The sequence below is a fragment of the Stappia indica genome, assembly GCF_001696535.1.
GTDB classification, from domain to species: Bacteria; Pseudomonadota; Alphaproteobacteria; order Rhizobiales; family Stappiaceae; genus Stappia; species Stappia indica.
This window is the reverse complement of sequence record NZ_MBQE01000006.1, coordinates 333,572-354,138: the sequence shown is the minus strand read 5'-3', so window position 1 is coordinate 354,138 and position 20,567 is coordinate 333,572. Positions and strand designations below refer to the sequence as shown.

Here is a 20,567-nt window from a genome sequence, read left to right as displayed (position 1 = left end):
GCAAGCTGTTGAAGGCCGCTTCAGGCGATATCAGGCCGCGCCGCCGTTTGCCAGAGCGCTCTTGTGGGCCCGGTACAAGCTCATGATTTCCGCGGCGGTTTCCTCGATGGACCGGCGGGTGACATCGATCAGCGGCCAGCCGTGTTCGGCGCAGATCTTGCGCGTCACCGCGATCTCGCGGGCGATCACCCGGCGGTCGACATAGGTCTCGTTCTCGAAGCCGCCCGCGTTCAGCGTGAGAATACGGTTCTGCCGCACCTGCTGGATGCGCTCCACCGAGGCGACAACGGCAACCACCATCGCGCGGCGCAGCTCACCGAGCTGGCGGGGCAGGGGGATGTCCGGAACGATGGGAATGTTCGCCGCCTTGATGCCGCGATTGGCCAGATAGATGCAGGTCGGCGTCTTCGAGGTGCGGCTGACGCCCAGAAGCACCACATCCGCCTCGTCGAGATTGTCCGGGATCTGCCCGTCGTCATGCAGCATGGTGAAATTCAGCGCCTCGATGCGATGGAAATAGTCGGCATCGAGCGCGTGCTGGCCGCCGATACGGCCGGTCAGGCGGACATTGAGATAGGACTGGAAGACCGCAAAGACCGGCGAGAGGATGTTGACGCAGGGAACGCCGGCAGCACGCGCCGCCTGCTCCAGCCGGCCGGCCAGTTCCGGATCGACGAGCGTATAGAGAATGATGCCCGGCGCATGCTCGATCTCATCGAGCGCATGGTCGAGCTGCCGCGTCGAACGCACCAGCGGATAGACATGCTCGATCGCCTGCACGTCCTCGTACTGGGCCGTCGCGGCGCGCGCCACCGTCATCAAAGTTTCGCCGGTGGAGTCCGAAACCATGTGCAGGTGGAAGAAGTTACGAGTCTTTCCCAAGCTGTTATCCCCTGGCGGCGGCATTTGCGCGGGTTAGTGTGGTCAAATCGGCCCTTTGAGGGCCAAGCCGGCAAAACCATGCCCGAAGCGCAAAAACAATCAACACCACACAGGCGGGCACGAGCCGGAGACGGAAGGATCGCCGATTGCGGGGAAAACCGGATTGTTCTTCGCCCGTCCCCAGATTGTTCGACCGCGCCTTAAAGGTTAACAGATGGTTAACAAAACTCCAGGCGCCTGTTTCCGCTCGCGAATTCGGGTTATCACCACGATGGGTAAAAGGGCTTATGCCCGAAACCCCTCGACAGCCCGGGGTCGAACAGGTCATGTGGAGCCGTGTCGACAACCGATAATCCCGGCTGTCCAGTGACAAACAAAAACAACAGAATCCTCTTTCAAGGATTCTTTTCTTTTTAAAGGGGGTCTCGTGTCTCAGACGGCGTCGCGACGGATCATGCAGGTGCTGGCCGGCGAAAGGCTGTGGCCGCCTCCGGTCTGGATGATGAGACAGGCCGGACGGTATCTCCCCGAGTACCGCGCCACCCGTTCAAAAAGAGTTAACTTTCTTGAATTTTGTTACAACGTAGAGCTTGCAACTGAAGTCACTTTGCAGCCCATCCGGCGCTACGGCTTCGACGCATCGATTCTCTTCTCGGATATCTTCGTGGTTCCCGATGCGCTCGGGTATCCCGTCCGCTTCGAGGAAGGGCGCGGTCCGGTGCTGGAACCGCTCAGCGACAAGCTTGTCGGCAATCTCGATCAGAAGCGTGCGGTCGGCCATCTCGACCCCGTCATCGAGATCGTGTCGCGGCTGCGCCGGGAGCTCCCTGAAGAGGTGACGCTGCTGGGCTTCTGCGGAGCCCCCTGGACGGTCGCCTGCTATTCCGTGGCCGGTCACACCACCCAGGAGCAGACCGCCGCCAGGATCGGCGCGTATCGCAATCCGGAGCTGATGCAGGCGTTCATCGATCAGCTGGTCACCGCCTCCATCGATTATCTGGTGCGCCAGCTGAAGGCCGGCGCCGATGCGGTGCAGATCTTCGATACCTGGGCCGGCGTTCTCGACGATGCCGGTTTCCGCCGCTGGTCGATCGCCCCGACGCGCGCCATCGTCGACGGCGTTCGTGCCGCGGTGCCGGGTGCCAAGATCATCGGCTTCCCGAAAGCCTCAAGCTCGCGGCTGGCGGATTACATCGCGGGAACGGGCGTCGACGCGGTCGGCCTCGACTGGACCGTGCCGGGCGGGCTTGCCCGCGAGATCCAGAAGCTGGTTCCGGTGCAGGGAAATCTCGACCCGATGCGGCTCGTGGCCGGTGGCCGGGCGCTGGACGAGGGCGTCGACCAGGTGCTTGCGACACTTGGACAGGGTCCGCTCATCTTCAATCTGGGGCATGGAGTGACACCGGACGCGGATCCGGAGAACGTCGCGCGCATGATCGAACGCGTGCGTCAGGCTCCCGATCCTCTCGAAGCGTCCTGACGGCTGCCAGGGCCTGGCCCTGGCAGAATTCCCTCTGGAAACGGATGATCGATGCTCTATCTCTGGCTGAAAGCTCTGCACATCATCTCGGTCATCGCGTGGATGGCCGCGATGTTCTACCTGCCGCGGCTTTTCGTCTATCACGCGGAGACAGTGCCGGGCACGCCGCAGAGCGAGACCTTCAAGGTCATGGAACGGCGCCTTCTCAAGGCGATCATGACGCCGGCAATGATCTCGTCCTGGATCTTCGGCCTGTGGGTTGCCTATGAGGGCGGGTTCTTCTCGTCGGGCTGGCTGCATGCCAAGCTGATGCTGGTTTTCGTGATGAGCGGATTGCACGGTTACCTTGCGCGCTGCGTGCGCCAATTTGCCGCGGATGCCAACACGCACAGCTCTCGCCACTATCGGATCGTCAACGAAGTGCCGACCGTACTTATGGTGCTGATCGTGATTCTGGTGGTGATCAAGCCGTTTTGAGCGGTTAAGCTGTGATAACCCTGCGTCGGGCGGAGAGGGTTAGTCTTGCGCCCGACGTGACAATATTGCGAGCACTCGACGAATGGTGCTTGCCCTGACGAATTTAAAAATGTAGATTCCGTCAACCTCACATCCTGCGGGCATGGTGTTGGCGAAGTTCCGGAGCGGCGGTCTTGACCCGCGTGCGAAACCGGAACTGGAGAAGCACCAGGTCGGAACGACAGCTCCGATTGTCGACCCGCAGCCATTCCCTTTTCCTGATGATCCGGGTTGCCCATATGCGGCGCGGGATCACACGCATCTACCTCTCCACCCCTCTAGCAGAAGACCATCCATTGCCCATGCGGGAAATGAAACTCTCAGATCTGAAGATCAAGACACCGACCGAGCTGCTCGCGTTTGCCGAGGAACACGAGGTCGAGAACGCCAGCACCATGCGCAAGCAGGAGCTGATGTTCGCCATCCTCAAGCAGCTGGCTGCCCAGGACGTCGACATTATCGGCGAGGGCGTCGTCGAAGTGCTGCAGGACGGTTTCGGTTTCCTGCGTTCGCCGGATGCGAACTACCTGCCGGGCCCGGACGACATCTATATCTCGCCGTCGCAGATCCGCCGCTTCTCGCTGCGGACAGGCGACACGGTCGAGGGCGAGATCCGCAGCCCCAAGGAAGGCGAACGCTATTTCGCGCTTCTCAAGGTCAACAAGATCAATTTCGAAGACCCCGAGAAGGCGCGCCACAAGGTCCATTTCGACAACCTGACGCCGCTCTATCCCGACGAACGGCTGAAGATGGAAGTCGAGAACCCGACCAGCAAGGACTTCTCCTCGCGCGTGATCGATCTGGTCGCCCCGCTCGGCAAGGGCCAGCGCGCGCTGATCACCGCGCCGCCGCGGACCGGCAAGACGGTGTTCCTGCAGAACATCGCCAAGTCCATCACCACCAACCATCCCGAATGCTACCTGATCGTGCTGCTCATCGACGAGCGGCCGGAGGAAGTGACGGACATGCAGCGTACGGTGAACGGCGAAGTGGTGTCGTCCACGTTCGACGAACCGGCGGTGCGTCACGTTCAGGTGGCGGAGATGGTCATCGAGAAGGCCAAGCGCCTGGTCGAGCACGGCCGGGACGTGGTCATCCTGCTGGACTCGATCACTCGTCTCGGCCGCGCCTACAACACCGTCGTCCCGTCCTCGGGCAAGGTGCTGACCGGCGGTGTCGACGCCAACGCGCTGCAGCGCCCGAAGCGCTTCTTCGGCGCGGCCCGTAACATCGAGGAGGGCGGCTCGCTGACGATCATCGCGACCGCGCTGATCGATACCGGCAGCCGCATGGACGAGGTCATCTTCGAAGAGTTCAAGGGCACCGGCAACTCGGAGATCATTCTCGACCGCAAGATCTCCGACAAGCGCGTGTTCCCGGCCATCGACATCCAGCGTTCGGGCACCCGCAAGGAGGAGCTCCTTGTCGAGCCGGTGAACCTGAAGAAGATGTTCGTCCTGCGCCGTATCCTCAATCCGATGGGGACCGTCGATGCCATCGAGTTCCTGCTCGACAAGCTACGGCAGACCAAGTCGAACGACGATTTCTTCGACAGCATGAACACCTGACGGAGGGGCGAGGGCTTTCCTCGCTCTGTCCTGGAAGATTCACGTGAAACACCCGCGGATGCCGAACAGCGTCCGCGGGTGTTGCTTTTCGTAGGCTGGATGTTTCACGTGAATCAGGTCGATTCGGAGATGCAACGATCATGAATGGCACGATAGAGCGGGCGGGCGAGGGCGCGCCGGTGATCGAGACCGAGCGTCTGATCCTCAGGCCGTGGGCGGATGAGGATCGCGAACCCTTTGCCGCGCTCAACGGCGACCCCCAGGTGATGCGCTACTTTCCGTCCGTGCTCGAGCGGGCGGAGAGTGATGCGATGGTCGAGACCGCGCGTCAGCGCGTGCTGGAGGACGGGTTCTGCTTCCAGCCTGCTGCGATCAAGGAGAGCGGCAGGTTCATCGGCTTTGTCGGCCTCAACCGGCCGCGACACGCGCTGCCCTTCGCGCCTTGCGTGGAAGTGGGTTGGCGGCTCTCGCGCGATGCCTGGGGACACGGCTATGCCAGCGAGGCGGCGCGGGCCTGGCTTCGATTCGGTTTCGAAACCCTGGGGCTTGAGGAGATCGTCTCGTTCACGACCGTGACGAACACGCCCTCCCGGCGTGTGATGGAGCGGATCGGCATGGAGCGGGACGAGGCGGGCGATTTCGATCATCCCGCTCTCGACCCGGAGCACCCGCTCGTTCGCCATGTCCTCTATCGGCTCAAGGCGGAGCACTGGCGGCGGATGCAGACGGCAAGCTGATTGCCCTGCGATCCGCCCTAGATCGTGCCGGGAGCACGCCCAATGAGCTGCACCAGGGCGGCCTCGACACCTGCCGGGTCGGTGACCGGCGCGCTGCAGGCGCCCTGACGGCAAAGATAAAGCGCAGGTCGGCCGTCCTTCGCGGTTTTGCCCTGCATGGGATGAGCGTCGGGGAAGGCGTGTCCGGCCGGAACTTCCAGGCGGATGACAGCGGGATCGGCAAGGCTCGCGACGGCGCGGCGCAGGGCCATGGAGGCATCCGATGTATCGCCTTCGACAGGCACCACCAGGACGGCCAGCAGCGCATTGACGCCGGTGTCCATGGCGCTGAGCAGGCTCGCCGTGCCGAAGACGTTGCCGACGATCTCCGATCCGAAGCGGGTGATGATGGCGCGGGACCGTGCGTCGGCATCGGCATCGCCGGTCAGGTGCCAAAGCCTCTGGAGCGCCTCCGCTGCCACGCCGTTGGCATTCGGCACGGCCTCGTCCATCGGGGAGAGGGGCCGCAGGATGACGTCGCTCGCTTCGCGGGAGGTCAGGTGATACCCGCCGCCGTCCGCCGCGAAGTCCTGCTCCAGTTGGCTGGCGAGTTCTCCGGCATCTGCAAGGAACCGATTCGCCTCCGATATGGAGGGTGAGGTTTCGGCGAGGGCGATCGCGGCCTTCATCATTGAGGCAAGATCGCTGGCGAAGCCGGGGCGGGTGGACCGGCCGTCGCGCCAGGCATGGGCCATGCGGCCGGTCTCGTCACGCATCTCGTCCATGATGAAGCGGTAGGCGCCGAGCGCGAGGCGGCGCCACGATTCACGTGAAACACCGGCGATGCGGAAGATGTACTCCGCCTCGGCGAGGGCGGCGATCATCAACCCGTTCCAGTCGGCCAGCACCTTGTCGTCGCGACCCGGCCGCACGCGCGTCTCCCGCGCCGCCAGCAGGGTGCGGCGGGTCTCGGCGAAGCGGGAAAGGGCGTCGCCCGGATCGTCCTCCGGCGGCATCAGGCGGTTGGGAATGCTGGCGCCTTCGAAATTGCCCGGCACGGTGATGTCGTAGGCCTCGCAGAAGAGCAGGCACTCCACCGTCTCGCCCAGAGCCTCGATGACGGTGTCCGGCGTCCAGACGTAGAAGCGGCCCTCCTCGCCCTCGCTGTCGGCATCGAGGCTCGCGGCGAAGGCGGCGCCATTCATCATCTCCCGCTCGAGCCAGCCGACGGTCTCGTCGAGTCGGGTCCGGAACAGTTCGGCAATCTCGGGAGCAAGGCCGGGGAGGGCGAGGGCCCGAGCGAGGTGGGAGATGTATTGCGCGTTGTCGTAGAGCATCTTCTCGAAATGCGGCACCAGCCAGCGCTCGTCGACGGAGTAGCGGGCAAGGCCGCCGCCGATATGATCGTAGATGCCGCCATTGCTCATGCGCTCCAGCGTCAGGAGGCAGGTGCGCAAGGTGTCGGCGCTGCCGGTGCGCAAGGCGGTGCGCCAGACGAGCTCGCTGACGCAGGCCTGGGGAAACTTCGGTGCTCCGCGAATGCCGCCATGGGTCTTGTCGTAGAGACCGGCAAGGCGCTGTCCGGCGGTGACGGGCAGGTCGGGCGGAAGCTGGCCGGCGCCCGCAGTCGGCGCCTTGCCGAGATGCTCCATCAGGGCCTTGCGGTTGGTGTCGATTCGCCCCCGGTCCGTTCGGTACATGCCGGCGATGGATTCCAGGACGTCGACGAAACCGGGCCGGCCCCAGCGCGCCGTCTTGGGGAAATAGGTGCCGCCCCAGAAGGGTTCGGCCTCGCTGGTCAGGAACATGGTGAGGGGCCAACCGCCCTGTTCGCCGAGGGCATGCAGGGCGCTCATGTAGATCTGGTCGATGTCCGGGCGCTCCTCCCGGTCGACCTTGATGTTGACGAAGAGGCGGTTCATCACCTCCGCCACTTGCGGATCCTCGAAGCTCTCATGTGCCATGACATGGCACCAGTGGCAGGCGGCATAGCCGACGGAGAGGAGGATCGGCTTGTCGGCGGCGCGGGCCTCGGCCAGCGCATCCGGTCCCCAGGGCCGCCAGGCGACGGGATTGTCCTTGTGCTGGAGCAGATAGGGGCTGGTGGCGTCGGCCAAACGGTTGTCGGTCATGGACCTCTCCGATATCAGGGCATGAGGGTGACGCGTCGGGACGTCTAACGCGCACTCGCCATCTCGTTGTCTGGAAAGCTAGGTCAGTCGATGCCGGGAGCCAAGGAAAAGCCGATGGATGAGGCAGGGATTCGAACCCTTGGAAGCGGGGCGGGCGGGGATACGATCTTCGCCCTGTCCAGCGGGCCGGTGCCGGCCGGCGTCGCGGTCATCCGGCTTTCCGGCTCGCGCACACGATTCGTCCTCGAAACGATCTGCGGTACCTGTCCGCCCCCGCGCCGGGCATCCTTGCGCGACCTCCGGCGACCGGCGGACGGCGCGGTGGTCGACCGGGCGCTCGTGCTCTGGTTCCCCGGACCGGCGAGCTTTACCGGTGAGGACGTTGCCGAGCTCCATTGCCATGGCGGACGGGCGGTGGTTGCCGCCGTTCTCGAGATGCTGGCCATGGTGCCGGGATGCCGGATGGCGGAGCAGGGGGAGTTTACCCGCCGGGCCTTCGACAATGACCGCATGGATCTCCTGGAGGTGGAGGGGCTTGCCGATCTGATTGCAGCCGAGACGGAGGCCCAGCGGCGTCTGGCGATGAGCCAGGCGGGCGGCGCGCTGGCAGCGATCTATGACGGCTGGCGGGACCGGCTGACCCGGGCGCGGGCCCTGATCGAGGCGGAGTTCGATTTCGCCGACGAGGACGATGTGCCCGACGATGTTTCGGCCGCGGTGTGGGAAGAGGTCGCGCGCCTGCGGGCCGAGATCGCGCGGCACCTGGAGCGGTCGCAGCGGGCCGAGCGGCTGCGCAGCGGCGTGCAGGTGGTGCTGCTCGGCGCGCCGAATGCCGGCAAGTCGAGCCTGCTGAACGCGCTGGCGCGCAGGGACGTTGCCATCGTCACCGAGGAAGCAGGCACGACTCGCGACGTCATCGAGGTGCACATGGACCTCGACGGCTATCCGGTGACGCTGGTCGACACGGCGGGCCTGCGCGAGGAGGCGGGTCTGGTCGAGCGCGAGGGCATCCGCCGGGCACTGGCCCGTGCCGGTGACGCCGACCTGGTGCTGTGGCTGGTGGCGCCGCACACGGATGCGGCGGATACGGTGACGGGTTCGCCGGAAGGCTCGACCGAGCTGTGGCGGATCGAGACCAAGGCCGATGCGGGAGAGATCTGGCCGGACGCCGGAACCGAGGAGCAGGCCTTCCGCCTGTCGGTTCGCAGCGGCCAAGGGGTCGACGCATTGATGTCCGCGCTGGCAGCTTTCGCAGCCGACCATGTAGGTGGGTTGGATGAGCCACTGGCAGCACGCGAGCGGCACCGGCGCCATCTGGAGGCGTGTCTGGCGGCCTTGGCCGACGCGCTGGTCGAGCGGCGGTCGCTGGAAATCCGCGCTGAGGACCTGCGCCGGGCGGGGGAGTCGCTCGGTCGGATTGCCGGTCGCGTCGGTGTGGAGGATCTGCTGGACGTGATTTTCCGCGAATTTTGTATCGGAAAGTAAACGAGCGTTTCACGTGAAACAGCAGGAATCGAGGATCGATTCAAAACCGTAATGAAGACTCATCCGAAACGGATGGCCGGAGGGAGCTTGCATCGCTGCTTGTCTTTGACCGGCACGCCGGTTTTCGGGTATCACCAGCCTCACGAGTTATCCACGCAAGGGCGAGGTCGCGGGCCTTCTTCTCCGCTGCCGCCCTGAAATCCCGGGCCCGATTTTTTTCCGGCTCGGGCAGAGGCCAAGATACATGACCAGGATGAAGGGCGGATCCGCCGCCGAGCCTGTCTTCGATGTGATCGTCATCGGCGGCGGTCATGCCGGCTGCGAGGCCGCGAGCGCGAGCGCACGGATGGGCGCACGTACGGCGCTGGTCACTCACAGCTTCTCCACAATCGGCGTGATGTCCTGCAATCCGGCTATCGGCGGTCTGGGCAAGGGGCATCTGGTGCGCGAGGTCGATGCACTGGACGGGCTGATGGGCCGGGTGGCCGATCGCGCCGGCATCCAGTTCCGCCTGCTCAACCGGCGCAAGGGACCTGCCGTGCGCGGGCCGCGAGCTCAGGCCGACCGCAAGCTCTATCGCGAGGCGATGCAGGAGGCGATCCGCGAGACCGCCAATCTGGAGGTCGTCGAAGGGGAGGCGGCCGAGCTGACCACGGCCGGCGGGCATGTCGGCGGGGTGGTGCTGGCGGACGGGCGACGGCTCCTCGCTGGCGCCGTGGTGCTGACCACGGGCACCTTCCTGCGCGGTGTCATTCATATCGGCGAGCGCAAGATCGCTGCCGGCCGGGCCGACGAGGCGCCCTCGAACCTGCTGTCTGCCTCGCTGCTCTCGCACGGGTTCGAGCTGGGGCGGCTCAAGACCGGCACGCCGGCACGTCTCGACGGGCGCACGATCCATTGGGACCGGCTGGAAGAGCAGAAGGGCGATTCGGATCCGGAACCATTTTCGGAGCTGACCGAGGCCATCACCACGCCGCAGGTCTCGTGCCATATCACCCGCACGACGCTGCGCACCCACGAGATCATCCGCGAGAACCTGCATCGCTCGGCGATGTATTCCGGCGAGATCGTCGGACGGGGACCGCGCTACTGTCCGTCCATCGAGGACAAGGTGGTGCGGTTCGGCGACCGCGACGGCCATCAGGTCTTCCTGGAGCCGGAAGGGCTGGACGACCCGACGGTCTATCCCAACGGCATCTCGACCTCGCTGCCGGAGGACGCGCAGCTTGCCTTCCTGCGGACCATCCCCGGGCTCGAGGATGTCGCCGTGCTGCGGCCGGGCTACGCCATCGAATACGATCACATCGATCCGCGCGAGCTGGGCCGCACGCTCGAGACGCGCCGGGTTGGCGGCCTGTTCCTGGCCGGCCAGATCAACGGCACTACGGGCTATGAGGAAGCGGCGGCGCAAGGCCTCGTTGCCGGGCTGAACGCGGCCTTGAAGGCCGGCGGCAAGGCGCCGCTCGTCTTCGGCCGGGACAAGGGCTATCTCGGCGTGATGATCGACGATCTCGTGACCTGCGGCGTCAACGAGCCGTACCGCATGTTCACTTCGCGCGCCGAGTATCGGCTGTCGCTGCGCGCGGACAATGCCGATCAGCGTCTGACCCCGATGGGGATGGAGATCGGCTGCGTGTCAGCCGAGCGGGCATCGCGCTTCGAGGCGAAGTGCAAGGATCTTGCGCGGGCGCGCGAGGTGCTCTCCAGTCTGGTGGTGACCCCGGAAGAGGGGAGGCGCGCGGGCCTGCCGATCAACCAGGACGGCGTGCGCCGCTCGGCCTTCGAGCTGCTGTCCTACCCCGATATCGACCTCGACAAGCTGGCCGGCGTGTGGCCGCAGGAGATCGGGGCGCTGGATCCGAAGATCGCCGCGCAGGTGGCGATCGACGCGCTCTATGCGGTCTATCTCAAGCGGCAGGAGGCCGACATCGATGCGCTGCGCCGGGATGAAGACCTGATGCTGCCGGCGGGCCTCGACTATGCGCTGGTCAAGGGCCTGTCCAATGAGGCGCGGCAGAAGCTGGAGGCTGCGCGGCCCGAGACGCTGGGGCAGGCGGCGCGGATCGACGGGGTGACGCCGGCAGCGCTGACGCTGCTGCTGTCGCATGTGCGCAAGGCGGAGAAAGCGGTGTCGCGCGCCGGTGGCCGGGAGGCCGTGGCATGAGCCGGCCGGCGCGGCTCGCCGTCGAGGACGGCCCGGAAGTGCTTCACGGAATTTTCGAAGTTTCACGTGAAACAGTGGAGCGCTTGACCACCTACGTGAATTTGCTCCTGCACTGGCAGAAGGCGCAGAACCTGGTGGCGCCCTCGACCCTGCCGGAGGCCTGGCGGCGGCATGTGGCCGACAGTTTGCAGGTGGTGGCCATGGTGCCCGACGCAGCGCGTTGGGCGGATCTGGGCAGCGGCGCCGGCTTTCCCGGGCTGGTAACGGCGATGGTGCAGATGGAACGTCTGCCCGGGGCGCATGTCCACCTGATCGAGAGCAACAGCCGCAAGGCCGCGTTCCTGCGCACGGTGATCCGCGAGACCGGCTGCCCGGCGACGGTGCATGCTGAGCGGATCGAGGACGTGTCGGGAGAGCTGGCCGGCGAGATCGATGCGGTGTCGGCACGGGCGCTGGCCGATCTTTCCGAGCTGCTGGCCTATACGGAGCCCTTCCAGAATCACGGCGCGCCTGCGATTTTCCACAAAGGAAAAAATTTCCGCGACGAGGTCGCGCGTGCCGCTCACGCTTGGGAGTTCGATCTGGTAGAAAGGGAGAGCCTCATCGATCCCGACAGCCGGCTCCTCAAGATCTCGGGGCTCCGGCCGCGCGGCGCGACAGGGAAAGGCCAGACCGGATGAGCATGCTTCCTCAGTCTCCACGCGTCCTCGCGCTTGCCAACCAGAAGGGCGGGGTCGGCAAGACGACCACGGCCATCAATCTGGGAACGGCGCTTGCGGCCATCGGCGAGCGGGTGCTGGTGATCGATCTCGATCCCCAGGGCAACGCCTCGACCGGCCTCGGCATCGACCGGCGCAACCGCGACCTTTCCACCTACGACGTGCTGACCGGCGATTGTTCGCTGGCCGAAACGATCCAGGACACGGCGGTGCCGCGGCTGTGGGTGGCGCCGTCGACGATGGACCTGCTCGGCGTCGAGCTGGAAATCGCCAGCCGCTCCGACCGCGCCCACCGGCTGCGCAAGGCGATCTCCGAGCTGGCAGGGCAGGGGCGCCAGGCAGCGCCCGCGGATTTCACCTATGTGCTGATCGATTGCCCGCCCTCGCTCAACCTCCTGACCATCAACGCGCTGTCTGCGAGCCACTCGATCCTGGTGCCGCTGCAATGCGAGTTCTTCGCGCTGGAGGGTCTCAGCCAGCTGCTCAGCACGGTGGAGCAGGTGAAGGCGGCGCTGAACCCGGAACTGTCGATCCACGGCATCGTCCTGACCATGTATGACAGCCGCAACAACCTCTCGGCTCAGGTGGTCGCCGACGTGCGCGAGACCATGGGCGATGCGGTCTACGACACGATCATCCCGCGCAACGTACGGGTGTCCGAGGCGCCGTCCTATGGCAAGCCGGCGCTGCTCTACGATCTGAAATGTTCGGGCAGCCAGGCCTATCTGCGTCTGGCCTCGGAAATCATCCAGCGCGAGCGTACGCTGCGCGGCGTTGCCGCATGACGATTCGGATGCGCAACGGTTCGGCAGCGATCAACAAGAACAGGCAATGACGATGGCGGATGACGACGGCGGAAAGAAGAAGCGGCTGGGCCGGGGGCTCGCCGCGCTGATCGGCGAAGTGGGAACGGAGCCGCCGGCGGATCCGCGTCCGCCCCGCGACACGCGCCGCGTGCCGATCGAGTTCCTGACCGCCAATCCGCGCAACCCGCGCAAGACGTTCACCGAGAGCGACCTGGAAGACCTGACCAGCTCGGTGCGCGAGAAGGGCATCGTGCAGCCGCTCCTGGTGCGCCCGGTGGCGGGCCGCGACAATGCCTATGAAATCATCGCCGGCGAGCGCCGTTGGCGGGCCGCGCAGCGCGCCGGCTTGCACATGGTGCCGGTGGTGGTGCGCGAGGTTACCGACCAGGAAGCACTCGAGCTGGCGATCATCGAGAACGTCCAACGCGCCGATCTGAACCCCATCGAGGAAGGGCTCGGCTACGACCAGCTGGTGCAGGAGTTCTCCTACAGCCAGAGCGAGCTGGCGAAGGTCATCGGCAAGAGCCGCAGCCATGTGGCGAACACGCTGCGCCTGCTGAAGCTGCCGAACTCCGTCAAGGACTACCTCGCCGAAGGCCTGCTGACGGCGGGCCATGCACGCGCGCTGATCACCGCCGATGATCCGGCCGCCCTTGCCGAGCTGATCGTCGAGAAGGGGCTGAACGTCCGTGAGGCGGAGAAGCTGGCGCAGGATCCGCAGGCCCTGACCCGCAACACCGCCGGCAAGGCGGCAAAGCCGGAGAAGGACGCCGACACCAAGGCGCTGGAAAAGCGGCTGACCGACACGCTGGGCCTGAAGATCGCCATTGCCCACAAGCAGGAGAAGGGCGCGGGCGAGTTGAAGATCAAATACGCCTCGCTCGAACAGCTCGACGAGATCTGCCGGTTGCTCGGCGTGCAGAGCTGATCGATTCGGCAACGTACCGATCCGGGCCCGGAGAGCTTAATCCAGACTAACTAATTGATATCATTACATAAAAACAGGATTCGCGCAGCAGTGCGCGAGGTCAGTCTGTATCGACCGCGTCGTCGGCTTCCAGAATACGGCGCAGCCGGGTGAAGGCGAGACGGATGCGCGACTTCACCGTGCCCAGCGGCAGGCCCGTCTCGTCGGCGATCTGGCTGTGGGAGAGGCCGGAGAAGAACGCGCGGCGGATCAGGTCCGCCTGCTCCTCGGGCAGCTCCTTCATGGCCTCGCGCACCCGCTCCTCGCGCATGCGGGCATCCAGCTCGTCGTCCTGATCTTCCGGCGCGGGCGGGCGCAGGCTGGGATCCTCGGCGTCGAGAAGGGCTGAGCGGTCGCGGCGGAGGGAATCGATCCGGCGATTGCGGGCGATGCGGAACAGCCAGGTGGCCGCGGTGGCGCGGGTTGCGTCAAAAAGTCCCGCCTTGCGCCACAGGGTGATCATCACCTCCTGCGCGAGCTCCTCGGCGGTCGCGGCATCGGAGCCGAGCCGCATCAGATACGCCTTCAGGCGCGGCGCGAAATGATCGAACAGGTCTTCGAAGGCCTGACGGTCGCGATCCTGCGCAACCTTGGCGATGAGCCGGGAAAAGCGGTCCTCTGCAGCCACGCTCAAGCTACTCCCGTCGCCATCCGGCAGAAACGCATCCGCCATGTCGGTCTGGCCTGACTCATCTGTCTTTCTTCGTCCGGATCTGGGTGCTGTGACAGGGTGTTCGGGTAGCTACTGTCCAAATAGCGGATGTAAGGCATCCCGTCGATGCGCATAAGCCGGTCGGAGCCATCTCCTAACATCAGACCGGGCAGGGTGGTTTCGTCAATCCCCGGAAGGAGTAAGGCCGGCTTGGCAAAACTGTCACACTCTTGCCCGATTTGTGCGGCCAGCGTGCGCCATCCAGTGATCGTAGCGGGTTTGCGAAGCCGCCTGTCGGCTTTTCGAGTTTATCAACCCTTTCGTAACCTGCTGGGCGATAACCTTAAGACAAGGTGACGATTGCTCAGCAAATTCGATCCATTCCGGATAGTTAGCAGTAGCGGTTTAGGAGATGATGCAAGCAAGAACGCTCTTCCCGGCTCTTCTGGCACTCGTCCTCACGGGCGCGACGGCGCACGCTCAGACGCCGACCCTTGTCAGTCAGCACAACAATTGGGACGCCTACTCCTATGGCGGATCCAAGGGCAAGGTTTGCTATGCCTTGTCCAAGCCGACAAAGCTCGCGCCGAGCGATCGTAATCACGGAGATGTGTTCTTCTTCGTGTCGAACCGGCCCGGCGAGAACGTCAACAACGAACCCAGCGTGATCGTCGGTTACGCCTTCAAGGAACAGTCGTCGGTCTCCGTCGACGTGGACGGTCAGAAGTTCACGATGTTCACGAAGAACGACGGCGCCTGGATGGCCAACGCGACCGAAGAGCGTCAGCTCGTCGCCGCGATGAAGGCCGGTCGTGGCATGGTCGTTACCGGCGTCTCGGCGCGCGGTACGCAGACCACCTACGAGTTCTCCCTGTCGGGCATCACCGCTGCGGTCACCGCCGCGGACAGGGCCTGCCAGTAGCACTCGAGGCAAGCCAGGACGTCCGGCCGCAGCCGGATGGCCCCAGCCAGCCTGCCCTCCGGAGCGACCCCGCTCCGCGCGGGGTGCATGCGCTTTGGGGCTCACAAACGTCCCGGCTTGCTGTATAAGACCCCCGAAACGCGAACCGTCTCGCCCTGGTAAGGGGCGGGACGGTTCGGGCGTTTCCGGACTGCGGTCTTCGGCTCCCTCAGGGAACGGAAGCAGGTCAGGACCGGACAGCACCGGCGGCAGCCAGATCGGCGCCGCCTTTTCGGCGTTTGCAGGGAAACACGGCGGCAGGCCGCAATCCCGCAGGGCGTCGCCGCGAACCCACGTCATCACGGACCGACGACATGAGCCTGATGCAGCACGATACCGCAACCAGCACGCCCGAGAGCGCCCCGGCAGCGTCCGCGGACACGGCGGCGCGCCCCGTGGCGCAAGCTCCCGCCGACAAGCCGGTCCTGATCGGCCTCGACCGCACGGAGCTGGCCGAGGCGCTGGCCGGCATCGGCGTGCCCGAGCGGCAGCTGCGCATGCGCGTCGCCCAGCTGTGGCACTGGCTTTATGTGCGCGGCGCGTCCGATTTCGCGGACATGACGAACATCGCCAAGGACCTGCGCGCCAAGATGGCCGAGGCCTTCAGCATCCGCCGCCCGGAGATGGTGTCGGAGCAGATCTCCAGCGACGGTACACGCAAGTGGCTGTTCCGCTTTCCGCCGCGCGGCGCCGGCCGTCCGGTCGAGATCGAGACCGTCTACATTCCCGAGGAGGGGCGCGGCACGCTCTGCGTCTCCTCGCAGGTCGGCTGCACGCTGACCTGCACCTTCTGCCATACGGGCACGCAGCGCCTGGTGCGCAACCTGACGGCGGAAGAGATCCTCGCGCAGATCCTGGTCGCCCGCGACCGGCTCGGCGACTTCCCGAAGGGCGAGACGCCGGCAGGGGCCGCCGTGCCGAGCGAGGGGCGCCTCGTCACCAACATCGTGATGATGGGCATGGGCGAGCCGCTCTACAATTTCGACAACGTCAAGAAGGCGCTGCTGATCGCCTCGGACGGCGAGGGCCTGTCGCTGTCGAAGCGCCGCATCACCCTGTCGACCTCCGGCGTGGTGCCGATGATCGAGCGCACGGGCGCGGAGATCGGCTGCATGCTGGCGATCTCGCTGCATGCGGTGCGCGACGAGCTGCGCGACGAGCTGGTGCCGATCAACAAGAAGTGGAACATCGCCGAGCTGCTGGACGCGTGCCGGGCCTATCCGGGGCTGAACAATGCCCGCCGCATCACCTTCGAATACGTGATGCTGAAGGGCGTCAACGACAGCCTTGCGGACGCGCGCGAGCTGGTGCGCCTGCTCAAGGGCATTCCGGCGAAGATCAACCTCATCCCGTTCAATCCCTGGCCGGGCTCTCCCTACGAATGCTCCGACTGGGAGCAGATCGAGGCCTTTGCCGAAGTGGTCAACAGGGCGGGCTATGCCTCGCCGATCCGCACGCCGCGCGGCCGCGACATCTTCGCGGCCTGCGGCCAGCTCAAGTCGGAATCCGAGCGCATGCGTGCCCGCGACCGGGCCGCAGCCGAAACCGCTGCGGCGGCGAGCTAGGCGATGGTCGACGGCGGGCAGCTGCTGGCCCAGTCCATTCGCATCGTGCTGGGGCTGATCCTCGCCTTTCTGGCGGCGGCGGCCTTCGTTGCCTTCGGCCTGCTGCGCGGGCTCGCGGATCCGTCCGGAGATCCGGTGGTGGTCGGCATGACCTTCGGCTGGTCGCTGGTGGGTGCGAGCGTGATCGGCGGCCTGGCCTTCGTGCCGGCGCTGGTTGCCATTGCCGTCGCTGAGCTGATGCAGCTGCGCGGGATCGTCTTCCACCTGGCGGCGGGCGGTGCCATCGCCATCTTTCTGTGGTGGTCGGGCGAAGGCCTGGGGGGCCCGCAGGCGGATATCCGGCCCGGCACGCTGATCGCCGCGGCGACCGGCTTCATGGCCGGCTTCGTCTACTGGCTGATCGCCGGACGCCAGTCCGGATGCTGGCGCGTGCCGCCGTCTTCCGGCGCCTCGACCCGCTCCTGATCATTCTTCACGCAGATTGCAGATCGCGGTCGGCGCGGCGCTGAAGCGCCCGGCGCACCACCGGCGAGGCCGGCGCTGCGGCGGCGGCTTCGTCGATCAGCCGGTCGGTGGCGGTCTCCACCTCCTCGACCAGCCGGGCATGGAACGTCTCGATGTCGAGGCCCGGCGCGATCGGCGGCAGGAATTCCACCACCACCGTCCCCGGATAGAGGCACCAGCCGCGACGGGGCCACAAGATGCCGGAGTTCAGCGCGACCGGCAGGACCGGCGCCCCGAGCGAACGGTAGAGATGGGCGACGCCGTATTTGTAGCGCGGCTCTTCGCCCGCACCCCTGCGGGTTCCTTCGGGAAAGATCAGGATTTGCCGGTTCTCGGCGACGGCCTCGCGGGCGCGTTCCGTCATCGCTGCCAGTGCGGCCGAGCGCTTGCCCCGGTCGACCGGGATCTGGCGGAACTTCGCCGTGTACCAGCCGAAGATCGGGATGTAGCGCAGCTCCCGCTTCAGGACATAGGTGGGCGAGGGGAACAGCGGCAGCAGGGCGAAGGTCTCCCAGGCCGACTGGTGCTTGGCCGCGACGATGTAGCCGCCCTGCGGGATGTTCTCCAGCCCGCGATACTCGACCTTCATGCCGACGATCCATTTCAGCAGGAACAGCTCGACCCGGGCCCAGAACGGCACCAGCGGCCAGCCGAGGCGGCGCGGCAGCAGGAACACCGGCGAGCCGAGGATCATCAGGACGAAGGTGCTGAGGTAGAACAGGACCTGGAACACAAGCGAGCGAAGAAGCAGCATCGATCTCAACCGGTTGCGGGGCGGGCTGGCCGGGCCCGCAGGCGGGCGCCTTGCGGCCATGGTGCCGCGCGGACCGCTTCGCTGGCAAGCCGCGAGGCCGGTGCCGTCAGGGCGCCGACGTTTCCATAACCGCGATACGCGCCCAGGCAAGCAGATATTTCAGGTGCTCGCGGGCCAGCAGCAGCGTCGTGCGGGGGTCTTCGAACCAGCGATCGAAGGCGAGATCCGCCGTCTGCACCGGCACGGGGACCAGATCGAAATCCGCCATGGTCGAGTTCAGCTCGAGCAGGGCGCGCGGCATGTGGTAGGCGCTGGTGACCACGAGAAGACGGGAGAAATCGTTCTCCCGCGCCCATTTCGCGGTTTCCGATGCGTTTTCCAGCGTGTTGTTGGCGTTGCGGTCGAGATCGACGCAGCAGGAAAACAGCGACAGGTTGCTGGCGGTGGAAATGACGATCTGCTGCGGTGTGGTCTCGGGATGGACGCCGGAGATCAGCAGGCGCTCGGCATTGCCGGCCTGCAGCAAGGTCAGGGCGTGCTTCACGCGCTCGCTGCCGCCGGTCAGGACGACGATGGCGTCGGCACGGGCAGCGTCGTTGTTCTGGTAGCCGGCGACGGTGGCAGCAAACCGCAGGAACGAGCCGGCATAGAAGGCGAGACCGGCGACGAGCAGCCCGGAAACCAGGATGCGCAGCAGACGGCGGCCGCGCGAACGGGACCGCCCGGACATCGGCCGGTCGGCCCCGGCCGTTCCTTCGGCCGCGGTGTGCTGGTCGTCCTGCGAAGTCATCGGCTGAGCCTGCCCCTCGGCCTTCCTTTCACACGGTCTGGTATCCGCCTGGCGGGCGGATGCAAGAGGGCGAATCGCTTGCATGCATCTCTCGGATAACTAAGGCGCAAGCCGGCCGGATTTTCCACCCCCGCGCGCATCGGCGGGTGCCGGGCTGGAGGGCGGAGTTCGGGCCGGTCGGTACCGTGAGACTGCCATGCCAGAGCTTCGCGGCAGCAAGATGTTGGAAACGCGGCGTCGCCGAGGGCGGCCGGGTGTGGGAGGCAGGTGTCAGCGCATCATCGCGGCGAAAGTGCGCAGCGATGCGGCAATTCGCTGCCGCAGGCTGACCGCGTGGGCGCGGACGGCATCGGCGACGCGATCGTAGCCTTCTCTCCAGCGGACAGCGCGCGTCTCCGCGCCCTTCGTCCCCCAGAGAAGATGGTGGACGCCGAGGATCACCAGCAGCGTCAGGCACCAGGAAATCAGCGTGTCGGAGAGGAAATGGCCGCCGAAGGCGACGCGGTTGGCCGACAGGATCACCGCGAGCGGCAGGACGACGGCGAGGATGGCGCGGCGCCAGCTCGGCGGGGCCAGAAAGGCCAGCGTCACCAGCCACAGGCTGGAGGAGGCCTCGCCCGAGACGAAGGAGCAGTTGGTGTCGCAGTGGTTCGTCATCTGCCAGACGCGGACGTAAGGGGCATCGCCGCCGAATAGGTCCACCGCATTGGGGCGGGGGCGGCCCCAATTGTTCTTCAGCACCGCGTTGACCAGAACACCTGGCCCGAGGATCAGCGTCGACAGCAGGAAGACCGGCGCGCGCAGCGACAGGCGGCGCGACAGGGGCGCAACGACGAAGGGCCACAAGAGGACCAGGACGCAAAGGACCGCGACCAGCTTGACCAGGAAGGGCCCCAGCTCGCGCAGCCGCTGCAGGAACGGGTTCTGCGACAGGACGAAGCCGTTTGCCGGATCGTGGAAAAGACGCGAGGCGGCGATGTCGACAGCGGGAAAGGCGAGGAAGAACAGCGACAGGATGATCAGGCAGCCGGTCGCAGCAAGGGCGAGAGCGCGGCTCTCTCCGCGTGCGAGCCGCGCGGCGAAGCCCGCATGCTTTGCGTGAGACGAGGGAGCCGGGGAGGGCGCAGGCGAGGGGGGCGTATCTGTCATCGAACCTGCGTTTGCGGTTGTCTTCCGGTGCCGGTTGAGGGGTTATAGCGATCCGGCCCCGGCAGTCCAAGGGTCGGGGCCCATGCGTGCGGCTGCCGGTCGCAGCCGCGTTCAGGAGAGGAAACCGCCATGTCGCGTCCGGTCGTCCAGTTCTGGTACGAATTCGCCTCCACCTACAGCTATCCGGCGGCCATGCGGATCGAGGATCTGGCGGAGCGCCGCGGCGTCGAGCTGCGCTGGAGACCGTTCCTGCTGGGGCCGATCTTTGCGGAGGCCGGCTGGACGACGTCGCCCTTCAATCTGCTGCCGGTGAAGGGCGCCTATATGTGGCGCGATCTGGAGCGGATCTGCGCGAGCTCCGGCCTGCCGTTCACGCGGCCGGATCCGTTTCCGCAGAACGGCCTCAAGGCCGCGCGCATTGCCACCGCGCTGGCCCCCGAGCAGGTGCCGCTGTTCTCGCGCGCCGTCTATCTGGCCGAGTTCGGCGAGGGCTGGCGGATCGACGACGAGAAGATGCTGGCGACGCTGATCACCCGCGCGGGGGCGAATGCGGAGGAAATCCTGACACTGTCGGCGGGCGACGAGGCGAAGGCGCGCCTGCGCGCCAGCGTCGAGGAAGCGAAGGCGCTCGGCATCTTCGGGGCGCCGAGCGTCACCTGTGCCGATGGCGAGCTGTTCTGGGGCAACGACCGGCTGGAGCAGGCGATGGATCACGCATTGGCGACCCACATACCGCAGTGACTGGGCAGTCGGAATG

General features: G+C 66.0%; 19 protein-coding genes. 13 read left to right on the top strand and 6 right to left on the bottom strand.

What is annotated here, in order from left to right; genetic code table 11:
- Window positions 1-30 precede the first annotated feature (30 nt).
- Window positions 31-906, bottom strand: a complete 876-nt coding sequence (locus BBX35_RS21765) for a pyruvate, water dikinase regulatory protein (RefSeq protein WP_083206517.1) — start codon at window positions 904-906, stop codon at window positions 31-33.
- A gap of 430 nt (window positions 907-1,336) precedes the next feature.
- On the opposite strand from BBX35_RS21765, the gene hemE reads away from it, so the two are divergent.
- From hemE to BBX35_RS21745, 4 genes are all read left to right on the top strand, one after another.
- Window positions 1,337-2,362, top strand: coding sequence for a uroporphyrinogen decarboxylase (gene hemE, locus BBX35_RS21760; protein ID WP_067224532.1), 1,026 nt, complete (start codon window positions 1,337-1,339; stop codon window positions 2,360-2,362).
- Between the two features lie 51 nt (window positions 2,363-2,413).
- On the top strand, window positions 2,414-2,839 hold the full coding sequence (gene hemJ / locus BBX35_RS21755; protein WP_067224530.1) for a protoporphyrinogen oxidase HemJ: 426 nt from the start codon (window positions 2,414-2,416) through the stop codon (window positions 2,837-2,839).
- 341 nt (window positions 2,840-3,180) lie between these two features.
- Window positions 3,181-4,446 carry a transcription termination factor Rho gene (gene rho, locus BBX35_RS21750; protein WP_067224528.1) on the top strand — a complete coding sequence of 422 codons (1,266 nt, stop codon included), beginning with the start codon at window positions 3,181-3,183 and terminating at the stop codon, window positions 4,444-4,446.
- A 140-nt stretch (window positions 4,447-4,586) separates the two neighbouring features.
- Window positions 4,587-5,183, top strand: coding sequence for a GNAT family N-acetyltransferase (locus BBX35_RS21745; RefSeq protein WP_067224526.1), 597 nt, complete (start codon window positions 4,587-4,589; stop codon window positions 5,181-5,183).
- Window positions 5,184-5,200: 17 nt separating this feature from the next.
- On the opposite strand, the gene BBX35_RS21740 is transcribed toward BBX35_RS21745, so the two are convergent.
- The gene (locus BBX35_RS21740; RefSeq protein WP_067224525.1) at window positions 5,201-7,294 is read right to left on the bottom strand and encodes a thioredoxin domain-containing protein; all 2,094 of its coding nucleotides are present in this window, start codon (window positions 7,292-7,294) and stop codon (window positions 5,201-5,203) included.
- Window positions 7,295-7,408: 114 nt separating this feature from the next.
- On the opposite strand from BBX35_RS21740, the gene mnmE reads away from it, so the two are divergent.
- The 5 genes from mnmE to BBX35_RS21715 all read left to right on the top strand — a co-directional run bounded on the left by mnmE (window position 7,409) and on the right by BBX35_RS21715 (window position 13,396).
- Entirely contained in the window at window positions 7,409-8,779 is a 1,371-nt protein-coding gene (gene mnmE, locus BBX35_RS21735) for a tRNA uridine-5-carboxymethylaminomethyl(34) synthesis GTPase MnmE (RefSeq protein WP_067224523.1), read from the top strand.
- Between the two features lie 244 nt (window positions 8,780-9,023).
- The gene (mnmG, locus tag BBX35_RS21730) at window positions 9,024-10,943 is read left to right on the top strand and encodes a tRNA uridine-5-carboxymethylaminomethyl(34) synthesis enzyme MnmG (protein ID WP_244271693.1); all 1,920 of its coding nucleotides are present in this window, start codon (window positions 9,024-9,026) and stop codon (window positions 10,941-10,943) included.
- Window positions 10,940-11,623 carry a 16S rRNA (guanine(527)-N(7))-methyltransferase RsmG gene (rsmG, locus tag BBX35_RS21725; protein ID WP_067224520.1) on the top strand — a complete coding sequence of 228 codons (684 nt, stop codon included), beginning with the start codon at window positions 10,940-10,942 and terminating at the stop codon, window positions 11,621-11,623. Before mnmG ends, rsmG begins: the two co-directional genes overlap by 4 nt.
- Window positions 11,620-12,447 carry a ParA family protein gene (locus tag BBX35_RS21720; RefSeq protein ID WP_067224518.1) on the top strand — a complete coding sequence of 276 codons (828 nt, stop codon included), beginning with the start codon at window positions 11,620-11,622 and terminating at the stop codon, window positions 12,445-12,447. The genes rsmG and BBX35_RS21720 overlap by 4 nt, the downstream gene beginning before the upstream one ends.
- A gap of 52 nt (window positions 12,448-12,499) precedes the next feature.
- Window positions 12,500-13,396, top strand: a complete 897-nt coding sequence (locus tag BBX35_RS21715) for a ParB/RepB/Spo0J family partition protein (RefSeq protein WP_088946145.1) — start codon at window positions 12,500-12,502, stop codon at window positions 13,394-13,396.
- A gap of 100 nt (window positions 13,397-13,496) precedes the next feature.
- Here BBX35_RS21715 and BBX35_RS21710 read toward each other — a convergent pair whose 3' ends face one another.
- The gene (locus BBX35_RS21710) at window positions 13,497-14,069 is read right to left on the bottom strand and encodes a sigma-70 family RNA polymerase sigma factor (RefSeq protein ID WP_244271692.1); all 573 of its coding nucleotides are present in this window, start codon (window positions 14,067-14,069) and stop codon (window positions 13,497-13,499) included.
- Between the two features lie 430 nt (window positions 14,070-14,499).
- Between BBX35_RS21710 and BBX35_RS21705 the strand changes: the two genes are divergently transcribed.
- From BBX35_RS21705 to BBX35_RS21695, 3 genes are all read left to right on the top strand, one after another.
- Complete coding sequence (locus tag BBX35_RS21705) at window positions 14,500-15,009, top strand: invasion associated locus B family protein (protein WP_171900728.1); 510 nt, start codon at window positions 14,500-14,502, stop codon at window positions 15,007-15,009.
- Between the two features lie 353 nt (window positions 15,010-15,362).
- Window positions 15,363-16,613: a dual-specificity RNA methyltransferase RlmN gene (rlmN, locus tag BBX35_RS21700; protein ID WP_083206516.1), complete on the top strand. Its 1,251-nt coding sequence runs from the start codon at window positions 15,363-15,365 to the stop codon at window positions 16,611-16,613.
- A 3-nt stretch (window positions 16,614-16,616) separates the two neighbouring features.
- Window positions 16,617-17,078, top strand: coding sequence for a hypothetical protein (locus tag BBX35_RS21695; protein WP_067224512.1), 462 nt, complete (start codon window positions 16,617-16,619; stop codon window positions 17,076-17,078).
- A gap of 7 nt (window positions 17,079-17,085) precedes the next feature.
- On the opposite strand, the gene BBX35_RS21690 is transcribed toward BBX35_RS21695, so the two are convergent.
- The 3 genes from BBX35_RS21690 to BBX35_RS21680 form a co-directional block, all read right to left on the bottom strand.
- Complete coding sequence (locus BBX35_RS21690; RefSeq protein ID WP_067224509.1) at window positions 17,086-17,871, bottom strand: lysophospholipid acyltransferase family protein; 786 nt, start codon at window positions 17,869-17,871, stop codon at window positions 17,086-17,088.
- A 106-nt stretch (window positions 17,872-17,977) separates the two neighbouring features.
- Entirely contained in the window at window positions 17,978-18,661 is a 684-nt protein-coding gene (locus BBX35_RS21685) for a YdcF family protein (protein WP_208979908.1), read from the bottom strand.
- A 270-nt stretch (window positions 18,662-18,931) separates the two neighbouring features.
- Window positions 18,932-19,810 (bottom strand): phosphatase PAP2 family protein, encoded by an 879-nt coding sequence (locus BBX35_RS21680; protein WP_067224506.1) that lies wholly within the window; start codon window positions 19,808-19,810, stop codon window positions 18,932-18,934.
- Between the two features lie 129 nt (window positions 19,811-19,939).
- Here BBX35_RS21680 and BBX35_RS21675 point away from each other — a divergent pair, with 129 nt between their 5' ends.
- Window positions 19,940-20,551 (top strand): 2-hydroxychromene-2-carboxylate isomerase, encoded by a 612-nt coding sequence (locus BBX35_RS21675; protein ID WP_067224504.1) that lies wholly within the window; start codon window positions 19,940-19,942, stop codon window positions 20,549-20,551.
- Window positions 20,552-20,567 lie beyond the last annotated feature (16 nt).